The following is an 18,333-nucleotide window of genomic DNA, read 5'->3' as shown; positions in this document are numbered from 1 at the left end:
AACCTCCGGGGTCCTTGGTTACTCTCATAACCATGGCCACACGTACGTCTGGGGGCGCGAAGCGGTCCTCCTCGCGTGCGGGGGGCAACGCGGCCCGCAAGCCCGCGGCACGGTCCACCCCCCGGAAGCGGCCGAGCGGCACCGGGAAGGGTGGGAGCCGCGGCACGGGCCGGGGGCGCCCCCCGCAGAAGCCCGACCCGATCTCCCAGGCGGTCCTCGGGTTCTTCAAGCTGCTGTTCAAGCTGTACCTGCTCGCGGCCGTCGCGGTGGGCTCGATCTTCCGCGCCTACGGGCACGGCGCCCGCAACCTCGACCCGGAGCACCGCCGCGACGGGCTGGGGCTCGCGCTGCTCGGCTCGTCCATCGTGCTGGCCTCGGTCACCTGGTTCCGGCCGGACGGCGTCGTCACGATCGCGCTGGAGAAGGTGGCGCGCGGCGGCCTCGGCATCATCGCGATGGCGCTGCCCGTGCTGCTGGCCCTGCTGGCGTGGCGGACGCTGCGCCACCCCGAGCACCACGAGGACACCGGCCGCATCGTCATCGGCATGACCGCCCTCACCGTCGGCGTGCTCGGCATCCTGCACATCGCGGCGGGCGTCCCCTCACCCGCGGCGGACATGGAAGGGGTGCGCGATTCCGGCGGTGTGGTCGGCTGGCTGGTGTCGGCGCCCCTGGAGGCGGCGCTCAGCGGATGGGTCGCGGTGCCGCTGCTGCTGCTCCTGTCCGGGTTCGGGCTCCTCGTCGTCACCGCGACCCCCGTCAACCGGGTCCCCGACCGGTGCGCCGAGCTGTGGGCCGTGGCCACGCTGCAAGGGCGCCCGCAGCGTGAGACCGGCTCCGGCGACCAGGACGAGCCTGAGGCGCCGAAGAAGCGCCGCCGGAAGAAGAAGTCCGACGACGAGGCCCCGGACGAGCTGGAGGTCGGCGAGCACTCCCGGCCCTACGACACGCCGCTGCTGGAGGACGAGCCGAAGCCGCCTGGCCGCCCGCGGCGCGACCTCGCCGACGAGCTGTTCGAACCGGACCCGTTCCGGTCGGACGTCCCGCCGCCCGCGCCGCCCGCCGACGACGAGCCGCCGGTGGACGAGCACCCGGTGGACGAGCACCCCGCCGAGCAAGGGGCAGGCGGGGACGTGCTGCTCCCCGAGGTGCCGGACCCGACGCCCGGCCCGCGCCGCTCCGAGCAGCTGCCGCTGTCGTCGTCCGGCGAGATCTACGTGCTGCCCGACCCGTCGGAGCTGCGGCCCGGCACCGTCACCAAGGCGCGCACCAAGGCCAACGACACGGTCGTGAACGCGCTCACCGGCGTGCTGGAGCAGTTCGACATCGACGCGCAGGTCACCGGTTTCACCCGCGGCCCGACCATCACCCGGTACGAGATCGAGCTCGGCCCCGCGGTGAAGGTCGAGAAGGTCACCGCGCTCACCAAGAACATCGCGCTCGCGGTCAAGAGCGCCGACGTGCGCATCATCTCCCCGATCCCCGGCAAGTCGGCGATCGGCGTGGAGATCCCCAACACCGACAAGGACATCGTCAGCCTCGGCGACGTGCTGCGCTCGCCCGCCGCGACCAACGAGCACCACCCGATGATCGTCGGGCTCGGCAAGGACGTCGAGGGACGCACGGTCGTCGCGAACCTGGCGAAGATGCCGCACATCCTCATCGCGGGCGCGACCGGCGCGGGCAAGTCGACCTGCATCAACGGGCTCATCACCTCGATCCTGATGCGCGCCACCCCCGACGAGGTCCGGATGATCCTGGTGGACCCCAAGCGGGTCGAGCTGACGATGTACCAGGGCATCCCGCACCTGATCACCCCGATCATCACCAACCCGAAGAAGGCCGCCGAGGCCCTCGACTGGGTCGTCGGCGAGATGGACCGCCGCTACGACGACCTGGCCGCGTCGGGGTACCGGCACATCGACGACTTCAACAAGGCGGTGAAGGCGGGCAAGCTGACCGCGCCGCCCGGCAGCGAGCGCGTCTACACGCCGTACCCGTACATGCTGGTCATCGTGGACGAGCTGGCCGACCTGATGATGGTCGCGCCGCGCGACGTGGAGGACTCGGTCGTCCGCATCACCCAACTCGCCCGCGCCGCCGGCATCCACCTGGTGCTGGCGACGCAGCGGCCCTCGGTGGACGTCGTCACCGGGCTCATCAAGGCGAACGTGCCGTCCCGGCTGGCGTTCGCGACGTCGTCGCTGTCCGACAGCCGCGTCATCCTCGACCAGCCCGGCGCGGAGAAGCTCGTCGGGCAGGGCGACGCGCTGTTCCTGCCGATGGGCGCGAGCAAGCCCATGCGCATCCAGAACGCCTACGTGGCGGAGAAGGAGATCCACGGGATCGTCGACCACTGCAAGGGGCAGATGGAGGCGAGCTACCGGGAGGACGTCGCCGCGGCGGGCGCGCCGAAGAAGGAGATCGACGAGGAGATCGGCGACGACATGGACCTGCTCGTCCAGGCCATCGAGCTGGTCGTGTCCACCCAGTTCGGGTCGACGTCGATGCTGCAGCGCAAGCTCCGCGTCGGGTTCGCGAAGGCGGGCCGCCTGATGGACCTGATGGAGAGCCGCGACATCGTCGGCCCCAGCGAGGGGTCCAAGGCGCGGGACGTGCTGACCAAGCCGGACGATCTCCCCGGGGTGCTCGCGGAGCTGCGCGGCGGAGGCTGAGCCCGCCCGGGAGACGGCCGGGCGGGGGCCGGGGCGCGGCGACCGGCGGGATGCCGACGCATGGCGGAATGATGCGAAATCTTGCCCTGTTTCGAACGTGTCGGCTGTCGCCCAGCGGGCATGGCCGTTCCTAGACTGGTGTCGCAGGAGATCAGCGGACGACTGCCCTGGAGGCCCGGCGTGAGCATCGGTGAGACCTTGGCGGAGGAGCGTCAGCGGGCGGGTCTCTCGGTGACACAGGTGAGTCTCCAGACGCGGATCCGGGAGACCGTGATCCGGGGCATGGAGGCCGACGACTTCTCCTTCTGCGGCGGGAACTTCTACGCCCGCGGGCACATCCGCAGCGTGTCCCGCGTGATCGGCATCGACCCGGAGCCGCTCGTCGCCGAGTTCGACGCCACGCACGGCGGCGCGCCGCAGCCCGTCTCGGCGGTGTCGGCGTTCGAGCCGGAGCAGCCGGTCGCGTTCCGGGAGCGCCGGGCGCCGAACTGGAGCGCCGCGATGGCGCTCGCTCTCGCGTTCGTGGTGGTCTACGGCGTCGTCCAGGTGATCGGGCACGACGGCGGCGGCGAGCGGCGCACCGCCCAGCAGGTCGCCGGGACCCCCGCCCCCGCGGCGCCCGCGCCCGCGCCGTCCGCGTCGCCGGAGAGCAGCGACCCGGTGGCGGCGGCACCGCGCACCAAGGTCGAGGTGCAGGTCGCGGCCAAGCGCACGACGTGGCTGAACGCCCAGGACGACAAGGGCCGGACGCTGTTCAGCGGCATGCTCAACAAGGGCGACGTCAAGGACTGGACGGCGAAGAAGCGGATCCGGCTCGTGATCGGCGTCGGCGGAAGCGTCGACCTCACCGTCAACGGCAAGGAACTCGGCTCGCCCGGCGAGGGCGGGGGCGTGCAGCGGCTGAGCTTCGACAGGAACGACCCCGAACCGGCCTGACCGGCGCCCGGCGGCGGTGCGGGATCTCGGGTCGCTGGTCGGTCCGGGCTACCGGGCCCATTACCTTAGGGTCATGTCGACTCGCCGCAAGGTCTCACTCATCACGCTCGGCTGCGCCCGCAACGAGGTCGATTCCGAGGAGCTCGCCGCGCGCATGGAGGACGCGGGGTGGGACCTGACCGAAGGCGCGGACGGCGCCGACGTGGTGGTCGTCAACACCTGCGGGTTCATCGAGGCGGCCAAGAAGGACTCCATCGACACGCTGCTGGCCGCGCACGACTCCGGCGCGAAGGTGGTCGCCGCCGGCTGCATGGCCGAGCGGTACGGCAAGGAGCTGGCCGAGGCGCTCCCGGAGGCCGACGCGGTCATCGGCTTCGACGACTACGCCGGGATCGGCGAGCGGCTCGACGACGTCCTGGCGGGCCGCCGCCGAGAGGCGCACACGCCGCGCGACCGGCGGACGCTGCTGCCGATCAGCCCGGTCGAGCGGTCCGCGGCGCAGGCGGCGATCCCGGGGCACGGGGACGAGCTGCCCGACGGCGTGCCGCCGGCCTCCGGGCCGCGGGTGCTGCGGCGGCGGCTCGGCGGCGGGCCGGTCGCGCCGCTGAAGCTGGCGTCCGGCTGCGACCGGCGCTGCACGTTCTGCGCCATCCCCGCCTTCCGCGGCGCGTACGTGTCGCGGCCCCCGGCGGAGGTCCTGGAGGAGGCCCGCTGGCTCGCCGGGCACGGCGTCCGCGAGCTGGTCCTCGTCAGCGAGAACTCCACGTCCTACGGCAAGGACCTCGGCGACCTGCGGGCGCTGGAGAAGCTGCTCCCCGGCCTCGCCGCCGTGGACGGCGTCGAGCGGGTGCGGGTCAGCTACCTGCAGCCCGCCGAGACGCGGCCGGGGCTCATCGAGGCGATCTGCGGCACGCCGGGCGTCGCCCCGTACTTCGACATGTCGTTCCAGCACGCGAGCGGCCCGGTGCTGCGGTCGATGCGCAGGTTCGGCGACCGGGAGCGGTTCCTGGGGCTGCTCGACCAGATCCGGCGGCTCGCGCCCGAGGCGGGCGTGCGGTCCAACTTCATCGTCGGGTTCCCCGGCGAGTCCGAGGACGACTTCGAGGAGCTGGCGGAGTTCCTCACCGCGGCGCGGCTGGACGCGGTCGGCGTGTTCGGCTACTCCGACGAGGAGGGCACCGAGGCCGCGGCCCTGGACGGCAAGCTCGACCCCGCCGAAGTCGCCGCAAGGGTCGAGGAGCTGACGAGCCTCGCCGAGGAGCTGACCGCGCAGCGCGCCGAGGACCGCGTCGGCACGGAGGTGCGCGTCCTGCTGGAGGACAAGACCGAGGAGGGCGACGTCGAGGGGCGCGCCGAGCACCAGGCGCCGGAGGTGGACGGGACGGTCCGGGTCCGCGGCGCGGGGCTCGCGCTCGGCGAGATCGTCACGGCCCGCGTCACCGGCAGCGAGGGCGTGGACCTGATCGCGGACGTGTCGTGATCGCCGGCACCCCGGAACCGGTCGCGGGCTCCCACGACCCGCCCCCCGCCGGTGTCTGGAACATCGCCAACGCGCTGACCCTGCTCCGGATCGCCCTGGTCCCGGTGTTCGTGTGGCTGCTGTTCCTGGACGGCACCGGCTGGCGCCTCGCGGCGTTCGCCGTGTTCGCCGCCGCGTCCATCACCGACAAGATCGACGGTGACATCGCGCGGGCCCGCGGGCTGGTCACCGACTTCGGCAAGATCGCCGACCCCATCGCGGACAAGGCGCTCACCGGGGCGGCGCTGATCAGCCTGTCGCTGATGGGGGAGCTGTGGTGGTGGGTGACGGCCGCCATCGTGATCCGCGAGGTCGGCATCACGGTGATGCGGTTCGTGCTGATCCGGCGGAGCGTCATCCCGGCGAGCAAGGGCGGGAAGCTGAAGACGATGCTCCAGGTGATCGCCATCGGCCTGTACCTGCTGCCCGGCCCCTTGGACTACCTCCGCTGGGCCGCGATGGCCGCCGCGCTGATCGTCACGGTGGGCACCGGCATCGACTACGTGGTGCAGGCGTGGAAGCAGCGGGGCGCGGCCGAGTCACCTGAGGCCGCCTGAACGGATTGAAGGTGGGCTGCGGGACCACGCCCACCCCGGTCGTGGCCCCGCAGCCCCGTTCGCGGGCGCCGCGCTGGTCGATTATCCCTCGCGAAAGGGCGAGCCGACGAATCGGCCGAATGAGTTTTGACTCACAACGTGACCTGCGCGTCCGCCGATCGGTGGACCCGGGGCCAACGGTACGCGGTGCCGATGCGTGCTTCGGTCGCCTGCCCCGATGCGCGCAGTGGCGGGGGCGGCCGTGGCGCGGAACACAATGCGCGGCCTCCGCTTTTCGCGACCGAGTAAACGGGGAAATCGGACGAAGTACCGTTTGGACCGGTGCGATCGGGGCGGCGCGGCCGCGTCCTCAACCGGTCGTTTTCCCGGTCAACCGGGAAGGGGCCGGGATCGTCGTCCGGCGCCCGCCCGGGGCGGATTCGCGGGGTGGTCCCCGGTAGATTCGGGACGCCGGTCCGGGGGCCCGGGCCGTGCCTGCGGGAAGGGCGAGAGGGGCGCGATGCGGGTCGAACTGCTCACCGTCGGGGACGAGCTGCTCCTCGGCGACACGGTCAACGGGAACGCCGCGTGGCTCGGGCGCAGGCTCGCCGACCACGGGGTGCGGGTCACCCGCAGCGTGGTCGTCGGCGACGAACTCGACGTGATCATCGAGGCGGTGGACGCCGCGCTCGGCCGGGCGGACGCGGTCATCACCACCGGCGGCCTCGGCCCCACCTACGACGACCTGACCAGGGACGCCCTCGCCAAGGCGGCGGGCGTCGCGCTCGTCCGGGACGCGGCGCTGGAGCGGAGGCTCCGCGAACGCGTCGCCAGGGCCGGGCGCGAGCTGAAGCCCGTGGCGCTGCGCATGGCCGACGTCCCCGAGGGCGCGCGGATCCTCGGCAACTCGGCCGGCTCGGCCCCCGGCCTGCGCGTCGAGCTGTCCGGCGGGGTCGTCTACGCGCTGCCCGGCGTCCCGTTCGAGATGCGCACGATCATGGACGAGGTCGTGCTGCCGGAGCTGGCCCGCTCCGCCGGGCTGCCCGCGGTCGCGCGCCGGGTGGTGCACACCGCCGGGATGTGGGAGTCGGAGATGGCGACCCTCCTCGCCGAGGTCGAGGAGGCGGACGAGGTCGAACTCGCGTACCTGCCCGACCCCGCCGAGGTGAGCGTCCGGATCACGGTGTCCGGCGACGACGCCGCGACGCGGCTGGACGGCGTCGAGGCGCGCGTGCGGGTGCTGCTGGGCCCGGCGGTGTACGGGGCCGGCGACGAGACGCTCTACCTCGTCGTCCACCGGCTGCTCGCCGGTCGTTCGGAGACGGTCGCCACCGCGGAGTCGCTGACCGGCGGCCTCATCGGCGCGGAGCTGACCAAGGCGCCCGGGGCGTCCGCCACGTTCGCGGGCGGGATGGTGACGTACGCGACCGAGCTGAAGGAGCGCGCGCTGGGCGTACCGGAGGACCTGCTGGCCGAGCACGGGGCCGTCCACCCGGACGTGGCCGCCGCGATGGCCGCGGGTGTGCGGGACGCCCTCGGCGCGACCTACGGTCTCGCCGTGACGGGGGTGGCCGGTCCGGATCCGCAGGACGGCCGGCCGGTGGGAACGGTCTATATCGGCGTGGCCGGACCCGGGGATTCGCGCATCGTGGTCAGTCCGAAACTCCCCGTGCCGGAAGGCGGGCCCGAGGTCCGCCCGGTGATCAGGCGGATGACGGTCGTGCACGCTCTTGACCTGCTGAGACGCGTTTTGCTCGGGCTTGACGTGACGGGCGGGAGCGAGCAGGCTCAAGCACACCGGGAAGATCTGGGGTGATTACAGCGTTACGTTCCCAGCGAACACGAAATCAACGGTCTGCCATGCTCGCCGTCAAGCCGGGTACGGTGGAACCGGCAGATGGTCCGAACTGAGGGAGGGAGCGAGACGATGGTCCTGCTTCGCCAGCTGCTCGGTGACGTACTGCGGCAGCTGCGGCTGCGCCAGGGACGCACCCTCCGTGAGGTGTCCGCGGCGGCGCGGGTGTCACTCGGCTACCTGTCCGAGGTCGAACGGGGGCAGAAAGAGGCCTCCTCGGAGCTGCTCTCCTCGATCTGCAAGGCCCTGGGGGTCCCGCTGTCGCACGTCCTGAGGGACGTCGCGGACCAGCTGGCGCTCGCCGAGCTGCAGCACGAGCCCGTCATGGCCGGCGCGCCCGAGCACGAGCGCATCTCGGCCGAGAGCATTCCGGAGACCCCCGAGGAGATCACCGGCGAACTCCGGCCGGACATGGTCGCCGCCTGAGCCGCACTTGGCGTGTTCATGCCCGAACCGGGCCGCGGGTGTGCGCGGCCTCACGCATGAACACGGCATTCGCGGGGAGGCTCCCGTGTTGTAACGGATAACCGGAACAATGCGGAAGGAGCCCACCCATGGCGACGGTCAAGAGCCCGCTGTCCGATGAATCCCTGAAGGTGGTCGGAGAGGCCCTGCAGGGCGCTCTCGTCGACCTCATCGATCTGTCTCTGGTGGCCAAGCAGGCGCACTGGAACCTCGTGGGGCGCAACTTCAAGGTCGTCCACGAGCACCTGGACGAAGTCGTGGCCCTCGCCCGGACCGGGCAGGACGACGTGGCCGAGCGCGCCGTCGCGATCGGCGTGAACCCCGACGGCCGTGCCCGCACGGTCGCGGACCGCACCAAGCTGCCGCAGCTGGAGGCCGGCTACCTCGACGACGACAAGGTCGTCGCCGCGATCACCGACCTCCTCGCGCAGCTGATCGAGCGGTTCCGCGAGCGCATCGCCGCGACCGACGAGCCGGACCAGGTCACCCAGGACCTGCTCATCAGCATCACGGCCGAGCTGGAGAAGCAGCACTGGATGTTCCAGGCGCAGACCTGAGATCTCCGGGCTCCGGCCCGGCGCGCCTGACGGCTCCCGCGTGAAACAAGGCCCCGGCCCCGCCGACACCGGCGGGGCCGGGGCCTTTTCGCGGCTCCCCGTGCGGCCCGTCCCGATTGCGGGGATTATGAAGGATGGCCGATACGCGGAGGGTTCCGCCCACGAGGTCCTCGCTGCTGGCGTCCGGGGCGCTCGGCGCCGCGCTGCTCGCCGTCGCCGCCTGCGGCGCGGAAGGCGCAGGCGCGGAATGCACGATGATCGGTTCGTCGCCCGGGATGAGCGTCGTGGTGCGGCATCCCGACGCGGCGCGCGTCGCGTCCGCGTCGCTGCGGGTGTGCTGGGACGGGACGTGCCGGGAGCCCGGAATCGGGCTGGGGCCGTCCTCGACGAGCGTCCCGCTGGGCTGCGAGGGCGAGGAGCCGGACGCGGTCTGCGCGGCCTCCGCGTCACCCGACGGAGGCAAGACCGGATTCGCGGTGGTGGAGGGCCTCCCGAAGGCGCCCGTGCAGGTGACGCTCGAGCTCCGCGACGCCGGTGGCCGCGTGCTCGTCGACCGGCGGCTCGACGTCACTCCGAAGGCGACGTACCCGAACGGCCCGGACTGCGATGAGGGCGCCCCGCAGGTGGTGCTGACCGTCGCGGACGGCACCGTGACGGCCGCCTGACCCCGGCCCGGCGGTCACGGGCGGCAGTGCGGTCACGGCTGGCAGTGCGGGCACCAGTACGTGACGCGCTCACCCGCCTGCGCCCCCTGGTGGTCCCGCTCGACGCGGGTGCCGCAGCGCCGGCACGGGCGTCCCGCCCGCCCGTACACCCAGTGCTCGCGGCCGCGCCCCAGGTCGCCGGTGGTGATGTGGCCGTGCCGCTCCTTGTTGGCGTCCAGGAGCCGGTGAGCGAGCTCCACCAGCGCCGGCAGGCCGGGCACGTCCCCGACAGGGGTCCACGGGCCGACGCCCCGCAGGAAGAGGATCTCGGCCTTGTAGACGTTGCCGATCCCGGCGAGCCGCGTCTGGTCGAGCAGCGCCTCGCCGATCGGCCGGGCGGGCTGCTCGCCGAGCCGGGCGACCGCCTCGGCGGCCGCCTCGGCGTCCCACGCCGGGTCCAGCAGGTCGGGGCCGAGGTGGCCGACGGCCTTGTCCTCCTCGGCGGTGCGCAGCAGCTCGACCAGGCCGAGGGAGTAGCCGGCGGCCTGCCACTCCGCGTTCTCCAGCACGAGCCGCACCCGGTGGTCGCGCGGCACGGGACCGGCGGGGCGTACCCGCCAGCGCCCGTCCATCATCAGGTGCGTGTGGACGGTCAGCCCGCCCTCCACGCGCACGAGGAGGTGCTTGCCCCGGGACACGGCGTCCAGCACCGTCCGCCCGCGCAGGTCGGCGGTCGCGTACCGGGGGACGCGGAAGTCCGAGCGCGTCAGCCGCCGCCCGGCGAGCGCCTCGCGCAGGCGCCGGGCGGTCAGCCAGACGACATCGCCCTCCGGCATGTCACCTCCGGGGCGCTCAGATCAGCGAGGGGCTCTCCCATGCGGCCGGGTCCTCGGTCAGCTTGCGGACGGGCTCGGGCAGCTCGCCGGCGGCGATGTGCGAGAGCCTGACCCGCTCCAGGATGGCGCGCTCGCTGGCGCGCAGCGCGATCCACACCTCCTGCAGGGAACGCGCGGGCCCCTCGTACCCGACGTGCTCGGGGCGCTCCCCGCGGACGCCGAGCAGCGGCCCGTCGATGGCGCGGATGATGTCGGCGAGGGAGATGTCCCCGGCCGGCCGCGCCAGCCAGTAGCCGCCCTCGGGGCCGCGCTGGCTCCGGATGAGACCGGACCGGCGCAGCTGGCCGAGGATGTTCTCGAGGAATTTGGGCGGTATCTGCTGCTTCTCGGCGAGCTGGACGGCGGTCACCGGGCGGCTCCCGGCGACCGCCAGCTCGGCGGCGGCGCGCAACGCGTAGTCGACCCGGGCGGACAATCGCATATGAGCATTATCCCTTGCCGATCGGACCACTCGGGTTCGGCCGCCGTCCGCTAGCAGAGCCCCAGCAGTTCGGCCGCCGCCTGGGCGTTCGCGGCGGCGGCGCCGTAGGTGGCGACGTAGACGGCCGACTCGGGGCGCCAGACGGGCAGGCCCATCTCCACCACCACCGTGTCGGGCCGGGCGGTCAGCAGCGCCGTGGTGAGGGCCCGCTGGCCCGCGTGCCGGTGCGCGTCCCGCAGGACGACCACCAGGCCGCGCCCGGCGGCGTCCTTGAGCACCCGCTCGGCCGTCCCGTCCGCCCCGTCGGCCCGGACGGCGTCGGGCGCCCACGGGTGCAGGCCCCACGGGGTCGGGCCGACCGCGATGTTCCCCGCCGACTCCGTCTCCACGACCAGCGGCGCCCCGTTCCAGCCGGGCAGCGCCCCCCGCACCCGGACGGCGCGGCGGGCGCCCTCCAGCCCGGCGGCGCGGTCGACCGCGGCGGGCGGGCGCCCGGCGAGCCACTCCCGGAGCCGGCCGGTGCGCTCCGCGGCGTCCCGCAGCCGCTCCGGCGACAGCCGCCCGGTCCGCACGGCGCCGCCGATGGCGGCGAGCGTCGCCCGGACGGTCTCGGCGTGCTCGTTCGGGCCGAGGCACAGCAGGTCGGCGCCCGCGACGAGCGCCCGCACCGATGCCTCCGGGATGCCGATCGCGCCGCTCGCGCCCTCCATGTCGAGCGCATCGGTGACGATCACCCCCTGGTAGCCGAGCCGCTCGCGCAGCAGCCCGGTGATCGCCTCGGGGGACAGCGTCGCCGGGACCCCGCGGGTGATCGCGGGCAGGTTCAGGTGCCCGGTCATCACCGCGCCGGTGCCGGCCTCGATCGCCGCCCGGAACGGCACCAGCTCGCGGCGCTCCAGCAGGTCCAGGCCGGCGTCGACGAGCGGGACGGACAGATGGGAGTCGTCCACGGTGGCGCCGTGGCCCGGGAAGTGCTTCGCGCACGCCGCGACGCCCGCCTCCTGCGTCCCGGCGACGGACGCGGCGGCGTGCCGCGCGACGAGGCCGGGGTCGGAGCCGAACGAGCGGGTGCCGATCACGGGGTTGTCGTCGGCGGTGTTGACGTCCACCGACGGCGCGAAGTTGACGTTGACGCCGACCTCTGCCAGCTCCGCGCCCAGCGAGCGGTAGACCCGCCGGGTCAGCTCCGGGTCGTCGACGGCGCCGAGCGCGGCGTTGCCCGGGTAGGGACTGCCCGACCGGTGGCCGCCGAGGCGGGTGACGTCGCCGCCCTCCTCGTCGATCGCCACGAACGGGTCGCCGGCCTTGCGCAGCTGCGCGGTGAGCGCGGCGAGGGACTCCGGGCTCGGCACGTTGCCGGTGAGGGCGAACAGCGTGACGCCGGCGAGGCCGGCCTCCAGCTCGTCCAGCAGCCAGCGGGGCGCGGTCGCGCCGGGGAAGGACGGGAGCAGCGTGCCGCGCGCCAGCCGGGCGATGTCCGGTGCGGTCGCGATGTCGTCGGTCGTCACCCCTTCACCGCCCCGGCGGTGAGGCCGGACACCATGCGGCGCTGGACGAGGAGGAAGAAGGCGATGACGGGAATGGTGAGCAGCGTGGACGCTGCCATGATGGGCCCCCAGGCGTTGCCGCTGCGGCCGAAGAAGAACTGCAGCATGATCGGGAGGGTGTACTTGTCCTGGTCGTTCAGGAACGTGTAGGCGAAGATGAACTCGTTCCAGGCGGTGATGAAGGAGAAGATGCTGGTCGCCACCAGTCCGGGGGCGACGAGCGGGAGCATGACGGTGAAGAACGTCCGGACCGGCCCGGCGCCGTCGATCGCGGCGGCCTCCTCCAGCTCGCGCGGCACCGCGGCGACGAACCCGCGCAGCATCCAGATCGCGAACGGCACGGCGAAGCCGATGTAGACGAGCGTGAGCCCGCCGAGGCTGTTGAGCAGGTCGAGCGTCTTCAGGTCCAGGAACAGCGGGATGACCAGCGCCTCCAGCGGCACCATCTGCACCACGATCAGCATGACGAGGAAGGTCGTGCGGAACCGGAAGCGGAAGCGGGCCACGGCGGTCGCGGCCATCAGCGCGAGCAGGCCCGACACGAGGACGGTGGCGATGGCCAGCAGCGCGCTGTTGCGGAAGTACTCCCAGAAGGAGACCTCCGCGATGCGGCCGTTCAGCACCAGGTCGAAGTGCTCCAGCGTCGGGTCGACGGGGAAGGGCTTCGGTGTCGTGCTGAAGATCTCGGTGTTCGGCTTGAACGCGGTCGACGCCATCCAGAAGACGGGGAAGACCGCGAGGACGAAGACGAGCAGCCCCGTCCCGTTCAGGAGGATCTTGCGGGTCAGCCGTCTCATCGTGGGGGGACGACCCCCCGCGCCCCCCGGCCGCTTCGCGGTCGTGAGTCTCATCTCGTCTCCCCCTGCCGCACCATGACGCGCACGTACAGGGCGGTCACCACGAGGAGGATGACCGTCAGCACCAGCGCGATCGCCGATCCCATTCCGAGCTTCGGATTCAGCGAGCCGAACGCCTCGGAGTAGGCGTAGAGCGACAGGTTGAACGCGTCGCGGTTCGCCATCCCGGACATGATGAACAGCTGGGTGAAGACCTTGAAGTCCCAGATGATCGACATGACGACCAGCACGAGGAAGATCGGCTTGAGCATCGGGTAGGTGATGCTCCAGAACGTCCGCCACGGCCCCGACCCGTCCACCCGGGCCGCCTCGTACAGCTCGCCCGGCACGCTCTTCAGCCCCGCCAGGACCGACACGGCGATGAACGGGCACGCCTGCCAGACGACGCACACGGTGAGGACCGTGTAGGTGGACAGCGGCGTCGCGAACCAGTTGTGGTCGCTCCACCCGCCGCCGACGAGGGCGTCGGGCAGCATGTCCAGCGTCCAGTTGACGAGGCCGCCGGTCGAGCCGAACAGCCAGGAGAAGATGATCGCGGCGGTGACCGGCGGGGTCGCCCACGCGATCATCACGCCGCCGGCCACGAAGGCCGACATCCGCTTGCCGAGCTTGTTGAGCAGCAGCCCCACCAGCGTCCCGATGACCAGGGTGAGGGTCACCGCGACGGCGGCGAACAGCACGGTGTGCTTGAGGGTCTGCCAGAAGAACGGGTCGTTGAGGATCTTCTCGAAGTTCCCGGTGCCCACCTGCTCGGCCGGTTCGCCGCGCAGCTGGCGGTTGCCGACCTTCTGGAACGACATGATCCCGATCTGGAGCATCGGCCAGAACATCAGGACGGCGATCACGGCGACGGTGGGCGCGATCAGCAGGTAGGGCCCGAGTCGGGGCCTGCGGCGGAGGCGCACCCGGCCGGAGGTTCTCCGGCCGGGCGGCTTCCGCACCGCGGGAGCGGTGTCGAGCATGGACGGTCCGATCAGCCGAGGTGACGAGGCGGCGGGCTACGACGCGTTGAGCAGGGTATTGGCCTGCTCGTTCGCCTTCTTCAGCTCCGCCTCGGCCGGTGCGCCCTGCATGATCGCCTTGACCGCGTTCGGCAGCACCTTCTTGGCCTGCTCGAACTCGCCCCAGCCGGCGCTGATCGGCGGGAACTGGGTGTTGGCGGCGATGTCGGTGAACACCGCGAGCTTCGGGTCGGAGAACTTCACGTCCGAGCGCATGGACGAGAAGCCGCTGTAGTCGGCCCACGCCTTGGCGTGCTTGGCGTTGTTCAGGATCGTGATGTAGTCGAAGGCCGCGGCCTTGGCCTCGCTGTCGGCCCAGACGCCGAGGTCGGACCCGCCCGCCATGACCGGCGCGTTGCCGCCCGCCTTGGTCGGGATCGGGAAGACGCCCCACTTGCCGGCGTCCTTGTCGGCGATCTTCTTCATCTCCTTGAGCGCCCAGCTGCCGTCGAAGTACATGCCGAGCTTGCCGAGCGCGAAGTCGCGCTGCGGGCCCTCCAGCTCGTTCTTGCCGACGTACTTCTCGGGGGCGACCTTCTCCTTGGCGACGAGGCCGGCGTAGAAGTTCACCGCCTCGACGGCCTGCGGCTGGTCCAGCCGGCCCTTCCACTGCCCGTTGTCCTGGACGGCGACCGTGCCGTCGTTGCCCCAGATGAAGCTGAGCAGCGCGTTGGTCTGGTCGCTCGGGACGCCGATTCCCGGGACCTTCTTCTCGTCCTGGATCTTCTTCGCCGCCGCGGTCAGCTCGGCCCAGTTCTTGGGCTGCTGGATGCCGAGCTCCTGGAACCAGTCGGTGCGGTACCAGACGCCCCGCACGCCGCCGTACCACGGCACCGCGTAGGTCTTGCCGTCCGCCTGGTCGTTGCCGAGGGCGGTCTTGTTGAGCGTCTTGCCGTCGGCCCAGCCCTTGAACTCGTCCGTGATGTCGGCGAGGTTGCCCTGGGCGATGTGGGACTGGACGTCGGTGTTGCCGATCTCGGTCACGTCGGGGCCTTCGCCCCCGGCGGCCGCTTTCTGGAACGTGGTGGCGACCTGCGGCCACGGCACGTACTTGATCTGGACGTCGGTGTCGGGGTGCTCGGCCTTGAAGTCGGCCTCGACGGCGTCGAGGAACTCGGTCTGCTCCGGGGTTCCTTCGCCCATCATCCAGACCTTGAGCTGCGCGGGGTCCTTGCCCGCGCCGGCCCCGTCGCCGTCTTCGCCGCCGCAGGCCGTGGCGGCCAGGGCGATCGCGGCCGCCGCGGCCGCAACCTTGATGAACTTCACTGGGGGATCCTTTCCGGCATCGCCTCGCGCGGCCTGGTGGCCTGTGCGGTGCGAGTGGGGACGGCCCGGACCCTTTAGGGTCCCAGCCATGCCCCTCTCGCGTTCGCATCGCACGCGGGCGCCCTGCTCGCCAGTCGGCGCTCTGCGAGCGCCCCCTGCCCGGGGTGCGGACCAGTTGGCGCTTGGGCGTAAACTAACAAGAAACTTTCCTAAACAAAACTGCTCGTTAGCGGATTGAGACTTCGAGGGGTATCGCATGGCCGCCAACCGCCCGGGAACGCCGAGGCTGCTGCGTGAACTCAACGACCGCGCGGCGCTGGACCTGCTCGTCGGGCAGGGGCCGCTGACCCGCGCGCAGATCGGCGAGCACACCGGGCTGTCCAAGGTGACCGCGTCCCAGCTGCTGTCCCGGCTGGAGGACCGCGGGCTCGTCGCGGTCGTCGGCTCGCAGGCGGGCGGGCGCGGGCCGAACGCCGCCCTGTACGCCGTCGTCCCGTCCAGCGCCTACGTCGCGGGCCTGGAGGTGGGGCCGGACGGGGTCACCGCCGGCGTCGCCGACATCACCGGCCACATCGCCGCCCAGGTCACCGTCGACCCGAACGGCGCCGACGAGCCGGTGAAGATGGTGCACAGCGCCGTGGTCAAGGCGTGCCGCTCGGCGAAGGTGGCGCTGTCGAAGCTGAACGCGTTCGTCATCGGCACCCCGGGCGTCGTCGACCCGAGGTCCGGCGACGTCCAGTTCTCCTTCGACCTGCCCGCCTGGCACGAGGGCGTCCTCGCCGCGCTGCGGACCGACCTGCGGCGGCCGGTGACGATAGAGAACGACGTGAACCTCGCCGCCATCGCCGAGCGCGCGTACGGCGCCGCGCGCGACGCCGAGGACTTCGCCCTCATGTGGTTCGACCGCGGCATGGGCATGTCGGTGACGCTCGGCGGGCGGCTGCACCGCGGCCGCTCCGGCGGCGCCGGGGAGATCGGCTACCTGCCGGTCCCCGGGGCGCCGCTGCCGCTCGGCGCCGCCCGGCGCGGCCCGGCCGACGAGGGCGTGACCGAGTCGACGTCCTGGGGGATCCCGACCCTCGCGGGCGGCTACGGCGCGCTGGTCGGCGCGGACGGGGTCCGCGCCCTCGCCCACGAGCACGGCATCACCGAGCCGACCGCGGTGGAGTGCGTCCGCGCGGCCGCGGCCGACGAGGACCGCGGCGGCGCGTTCCTGGACGACCTGGCCCGCCGCATCTCCTACGGCGTGACGTCGGTCAACATCGTCCTCGACCCCGGGCTCGTCGTGCTGTCCGGGAGCCTCGGCCGCGCCGGCGGGGAGCCCCTCGCCACCCGCATCGAGGAGATCGTCGGACGTATAAGCCCGACCCGCCCGACCGTTGCGGTGACCGAGGTGGAGGGCAACCCGGTCCTGCGCGGCGCCCTGCACGCGGCACTCGAACGGGCGCGCGACGACGTCTTCTCGGCGTCGGGGGAGTCCTAGGGAGGCGAAGAGCGCCCCCAACCTGTGGGGGCGCTCGATGGAGCGTTCCTGTCGTGCTTCTCGGCGGTGTTCTACTTGGCCGCCGCCGCCGCCACCGGCCGCGGCGGGTGCCGCCGCGGGTCGGTGATCGCACGGTCGAGGACCGTCCGGCTGATGACCTGGCGCTTGCGCCGGATCGCGGCCGCCTTGCGTGCCGTAGGTGTCATGCGAAACCCCGTTCCGCGGTGGCGTCTCGCCCTGCCACCGCAAACCCCGTGATGCACTCATGCTTCCAAACGCGAGGGGGCCGGCGGATCCGTCTGAGGAATGAAATCGGGATCAGACCAAGTGCGGAGTGCACACCGGGACGACCCGGGGGCGGCGCCCTGGGATCATGGAGGGGACCGCAGTACCGTACCCGCCGTGGGAGAACCCGTGACCGATGAAATGAGGCGGCGCCATGGCGCTGCGTGACCGGCTGCGGCGGCTCGTCCAGAAGCCGGGGAGCATCGACCTCGCACCGTTCCGCGCCCTGGTCGCCGAGGCCGGCCGGCGCGAGTCCCGGGTCCGGGAGCTCACCGACGCCGAGCTGACCGCCGCCGTGGCCGTCCTCCGCGAGGAGGAGGACCTCGCCGAACTCTGCGCGCTCGGGCGGGAGGCCGCCCGCCGCGCGCTGGGCGAGCGGCCGTTCGACGTGCAGCTCATCGGGACGCTCGCGCTGCTGTCCGGGCACGTCGCGGAGATGGCCACCGGCGAGGGCAAGACCCTCTCCGGCGCCCTCGCCGCGGCCGGGTACGCGCTGCGCGGCCGGCAGGTCCACGTCATGTCGGTCAACGACTACCTGGCGCGCCGCGACGCCGAATGGATGGGCCCGCTGTACGAGCTGCTCGGCGTGACGGTCGGCTGGGTGGGCCAGTCGTCCACGCCGGCCGAGCGCCGTGCGGCCTACCAGGCTGGCGTGACGTACGCGCCGGTCAGCGAGATCGGCTTCGACCTGCTCCGGGACCGGCTCGCCACCGACCCGGACGGCATCGTCCAGCCCGAGCCCGCCGTCGCGCTGATCGACGAGGCCGACTCGGTGCTGGTCGACGAGGCGATGGTGCCGCTCGTCCTCGCCGGCGCCGCCGACCTCGACTCCGCCGACCCCCGCTACGCCGACCTCGTCCGCCGGCTGCGCCCCGGCCTGCACTACTCCACCGACGAGGAGGCCCGCAACGTCCAGCTCACGGCGGAGGGGACGCGCGAGGTCGAGCGGGTCCTGGACGTCGACCTCTACGCGCCCGAGCACCTGCGCACCCTCACCGCCGTGAACGTGGCCCTGCACGCCGAGGTCCTGCTCCACAAGGACGTGGACTACATCGTCCGGGACGGCGCGGTGAAGCTGATCAGCGAGTCGCGGGGACGGGTGGCGCTGCTGCAGCGCTGGCCGGACGGCCTGCAGGCCGCGGTCGAGGCGAAGGAGGCCCTGGAGGCGTCGCCCAGCGGCGAGATCCTCGACTCGATCACCGTCCAGGAGCTGATCGGGCGCTACCCCGTCCGGTGCGGCATGACCGGCACGGCGATGGCCGTCGCGCCGCAGCTCACCGAGTTCTACTCGCTGCAGATCGCGGTGGTCCCGCCGAACACGCCCTGCGTCCGCGAGGACCGGCCCGACCGCCTGTACGCGACCTCCGCCGACAAGGAGGTCGCGCTCGTC

The 18,333-nt window shown here is 72.6% G+C and carries 17 protein-coding genes; 10 read left to right on the top strand and 7 right to left on the bottom strand.

Features of this window, described 5'->3' with window-relative positions; translation table 11 throughout:
- The first annotated feature begins 32 nt into the window (after window positions 1–32).
- The 8 genes from IEZ03_RS08400 (at window position 33) to IEZ03_RS08365 (ending at window position 9,208) form a co-directional block, all read left to right on the top strand.
- Window positions 33–2,675, top strand: a complete 2,643-nt coding sequence (locus tag IEZ03_RS08400) for a DNA translocase FtsK (protein WP_184886809.1) — start codon at window positions 33–35, stop codon at window positions 2,673–2,675.
- A gap of 120 nt (window positions 2,676–2,795) precedes the next feature.
- The gene (locus IEZ03_RS08395; protein ID WP_221480832.1) at window positions 2,796–3,611 is read left to right on the top strand and encodes a helix-turn-helix domain-containing protein; all 816 of its coding nucleotides are present in this window, start codon (window positions 2,796–2,798) and stop codon (window positions 3,609–3,611) included.
- A 73-nt stretch (window positions 3,612–3,684) separates the two neighbouring features.
- Window positions 3,685–5,091 carry a 30S ribosomal protein S12 methylthiotransferase RimO gene (gene rimO, locus IEZ03_RS08390; RefSeq protein WP_184886805.1) on the top strand — a complete coding sequence of 469 codons (1,407 nt, stop codon included), beginning with the start codon at window positions 3,685–3,687 and terminating at the stop codon, window positions 5,089–5,091.
- The gene (locus IEZ03_RS08385; RefSeq protein WP_184886802.1) at window positions 5,088–5,687 is read left to right on the top strand and encodes a CDP-alcohol phosphatidyltransferase family protein; all 600 of its coding nucleotides are present in this window, start codon (window positions 5,088–5,090) and stop codon (window positions 5,685–5,687) included. Before rimO ends, IEZ03_RS08385 begins: the two co-directional genes overlap by 4 nt.
- 217 nt (window positions 5,688–5,904) lie before the next feature.
- Window positions 5,905–7,482: a CinA family nicotinamide mononucleotide deamidase-related protein gene (locus tag IEZ03_RS08380; protein WP_308427952.1), complete on the top strand. Its 1,578-nt coding sequence runs from the start codon at window positions 5,905–5,907 to the stop codon at window positions 7,480–7,482.
- Between the two features lie 111 nt (window positions 7,483–7,593).
- Window positions 7,594–7,947 (top strand): helix-turn-helix domain-containing protein, encoded by a 354-nt coding sequence (locus IEZ03_RS08375; protein WP_131950198.1) that lies wholly within the window; start codon window positions 7,594–7,596, stop codon window positions 7,945–7,947.
- Between the two features lie 128 nt (window positions 7,948–8,075).
- A complete protein-coding gene (locus IEZ03_RS08370) occupies window positions 8,076–8,543 on the top strand; it encodes a Dps family protein (RefSeq protein WP_184886798.1) in 468 nt (155 codons plus the stop codon).
- Between the two features lie 134 nt (window positions 8,544–8,677).
- Window positions 8,678–9,208, top strand: coding sequence for a hypothetical protein (locus IEZ03_RS08365; protein WP_184886797.1), 531 nt, complete (start codon window positions 8,678–8,680; stop codon window positions 9,206–9,208).
- Window positions 9,209–9,240: 32 nt separating this feature from the next.
- On the opposite strand, the gene IEZ03_RS08360 is transcribed toward IEZ03_RS08365, so the two are convergent.
- Genes IEZ03_RS08360 through IEZ03_RS08335 form a run of 6 tightly spaced genes read right to left on the bottom strand, consistent with a single transcriptional unit; the run spans window position 9,241 to window position 15,175 of the window.
- Complete coding sequence (locus IEZ03_RS08360; RefSeq protein WP_184886795.1) at window positions 9,241–10,023, bottom strand: DNA-formamidopyrimidine glycosylase family protein; 783 nt, start codon at window positions 10,021–10,023, stop codon at window positions 9,241–9,243.
- 16 nt (window positions 10,024–10,039) lie between these two features.
- Complete coding sequence (locus IEZ03_RS08355; protein ID WP_184886793.1) at window positions 10,040–10,504, bottom strand: RrF2 family transcriptional regulator; 465 nt, start codon at window positions 10,502–10,504, stop codon at window positions 10,040–10,042.
- 50 nt (window positions 10,505–10,554) lie between these two features.
- On the bottom strand, window positions 10,555–12,012 hold the full coding sequence (locus IEZ03_RS08350) for a glycoside hydrolase family 3 protein (RefSeq protein ID WP_229808137.1): 1,458 nt from the start codon (window positions 12,010–12,012) through the stop codon (window positions 10,555–10,557).
- The gene (locus IEZ03_RS08345; RefSeq protein ID WP_184886791.1) at window positions 12,009–12,848 is read right to left on the bottom strand and encodes a carbohydrate ABC transporter permease; all 840 of its coding nucleotides are present in this window, start codon (window positions 12,846–12,848) and stop codon (window positions 12,009–12,011) included. The genes IEZ03_RS08350 and IEZ03_RS08345 overlap by 4 nt, the downstream gene beginning before the upstream one ends.
- A 50-nt stretch (window positions 12,849–12,898) precedes the next feature.
- Window positions 12,899–13,870, bottom strand: a complete 972-nt coding sequence (locus IEZ03_RS08340) for a carbohydrate ABC transporter permease (protein ID WP_184886789.1) — start codon at window positions 13,868–13,870, stop codon at window positions 12,899–12,901.
- Between the two features lie 36 nt (window positions 13,871–13,906).
- Window positions 13,907–15,175: an extracellular solute-binding protein gene (locus IEZ03_RS08335; protein WP_184886787.1), complete on the bottom strand. Its 1,269-nt coding sequence runs from the start codon at window positions 15,173–15,175 to the stop codon at window positions 13,907–13,909.
- Between the two features lie 256 nt (window positions 15,176–15,431).
- Here IEZ03_RS08335 and IEZ03_RS08330 point away from each other — a divergent pair, with 256 nt between their 5' ends.
- Window positions 15,432–16,658, top strand: coding sequence for an ROK family transcriptional regulator (locus IEZ03_RS08330; RefSeq protein ID WP_184886785.1), 1,227 nt, complete (start codon window positions 15,432–15,434; stop codon window positions 16,656–16,658).
- A gap of 71 nt (window positions 16,659–16,729) precedes the next feature.
- Here IEZ03_RS08330 and IEZ03_RS38525 read toward each other — a convergent pair whose 3' ends face one another.
- Window positions 16,730–16,864, bottom strand: a complete 135-nt coding sequence (locus IEZ03_RS38525) for a hypothetical protein (protein ID WP_268248526.1) — start codon at window positions 16,862–16,864, stop codon at window positions 16,730–16,732.
- A 233-nt stretch (window positions 16,865–17,097) separates the two neighbouring features.
- Here IEZ03_RS38525 and IEZ03_RS37690 point away from each other — a divergent pair.
- On the top strand, window positions 17,098–18,333 hold a 1,236-nt coding region (locus IEZ03_RS37690), incomplete at its 3' end, for a preprotein translocase subunit SecA (RefSeq protein ID WP_506269197.1).

The sequence above is a fragment of the Actinomadura livida genome, from assembly GCF_014648675.1.
In the GTDB taxonomy this organism is placed as follows: Bacteria; Actinomycetota; Actinomycetes; order Streptosporangiales; family Streptosporangiaceae; genus Spirillospora; species Spirillospora livida.
The sequence above is the reverse complement of the archived record's forward strand: the minus strand, read 5'-3'. Positions and strand labels throughout refer to the sequence as shown.

Excerpts from the sequence above, each read along its gene's own strand:
- IEZ03_RS08360 (WP_184886795.1), bottom strand. The coding sequence starts at position 10,023 with ATGCCGGAGGGCGATGTCGTCTGGCTGACCGCCCGGCGCCTGCGCGAG.
- IEZ03_RS38525 (WP_268248526.1), bottom strand. The coding sequence starts at position 16,864 with ATGACACCTACGGCACGCAAGGCGGCCGCGATCCGGCGCAAGCGCCAG.
- IEZ03_RS08340 (WP_184886789.1), bottom strand. The coding sequence starts at position 13,870 with ATGCTCGACACCGCTCCCGCGGTGCGGAAGCCGCCCGGCCGGAGAACC.
- IEZ03_RS08380 (WP_308427952.1), top strand. The coding sequence starts at position 5,905 with ATGCGCGCAGTGGCGGGGGCGGCCGTGGCGCGGAACACAATGCGCGGC.
- rimO (WP_184886805.1), top strand. The coding sequence starts at position 3,685 with ATGTCGACTCGCCGCAAGGTCTCACTCATCACGCTCGGCTGCGCCCGC.
- IEZ03_RS08345 (WP_184886791.1), bottom strand. The coding sequence starts at position 12,848 with ATGAGACGGCTGACCCGCAAGATCCTCCTGAACGGGACGGGGCTGCTC.
- IEZ03_RS08400 (WP_184886809.1), top strand. The coding sequence starts at position 33 with ATGGCCACACGTACGTCTGGGGGCGCGAAGCGGTCCTCCTCGCGTGCG.
- IEZ03_RS08370 (WP_184886798.1), top strand. The coding sequence starts at position 8,076 with ATGGCGACGGTCAAGAGCCCGCTGTCCGATGAATCCCTGAAGGTGGTC.
- IEZ03_RS08365 (WP_184886797.1), top strand. The coding sequence starts at position 8,678 with ATGGCCGATACGCGGAGGGTTCCGCCCACGAGGTCCTCGCTGCTGGCG.
- IEZ03_RS08375 (WP_131950198.1), top strand. The coding sequence starts at position 7,594 with ATGGTCCTGCTTCGCCAGCTGCTCGGTGACGTACTGCGGCAGCTGCGG.
- IEZ03_RS08355 (WP_184886793.1), bottom strand. The coding sequence starts at position 10,504 with ATGCGATTGTCCGCCCGGGTCGACTACGCGTTGCGCGCCGCCGCCGAG.
- IEZ03_RS08330 (WP_184886785.1), top strand. The coding sequence starts at position 15,432 with ATGGCCGCCAACCGCCCGGGAACGCCGAGGCTGCTGCGTGAACTCAAC.
- IEZ03_RS08395 (WP_221480832.1), top strand. The coding sequence starts at position 2,796 with ATGGCCGTTCCTAGACTGGTGTCGCAGGAGATCAGCGGACGACTGCCC.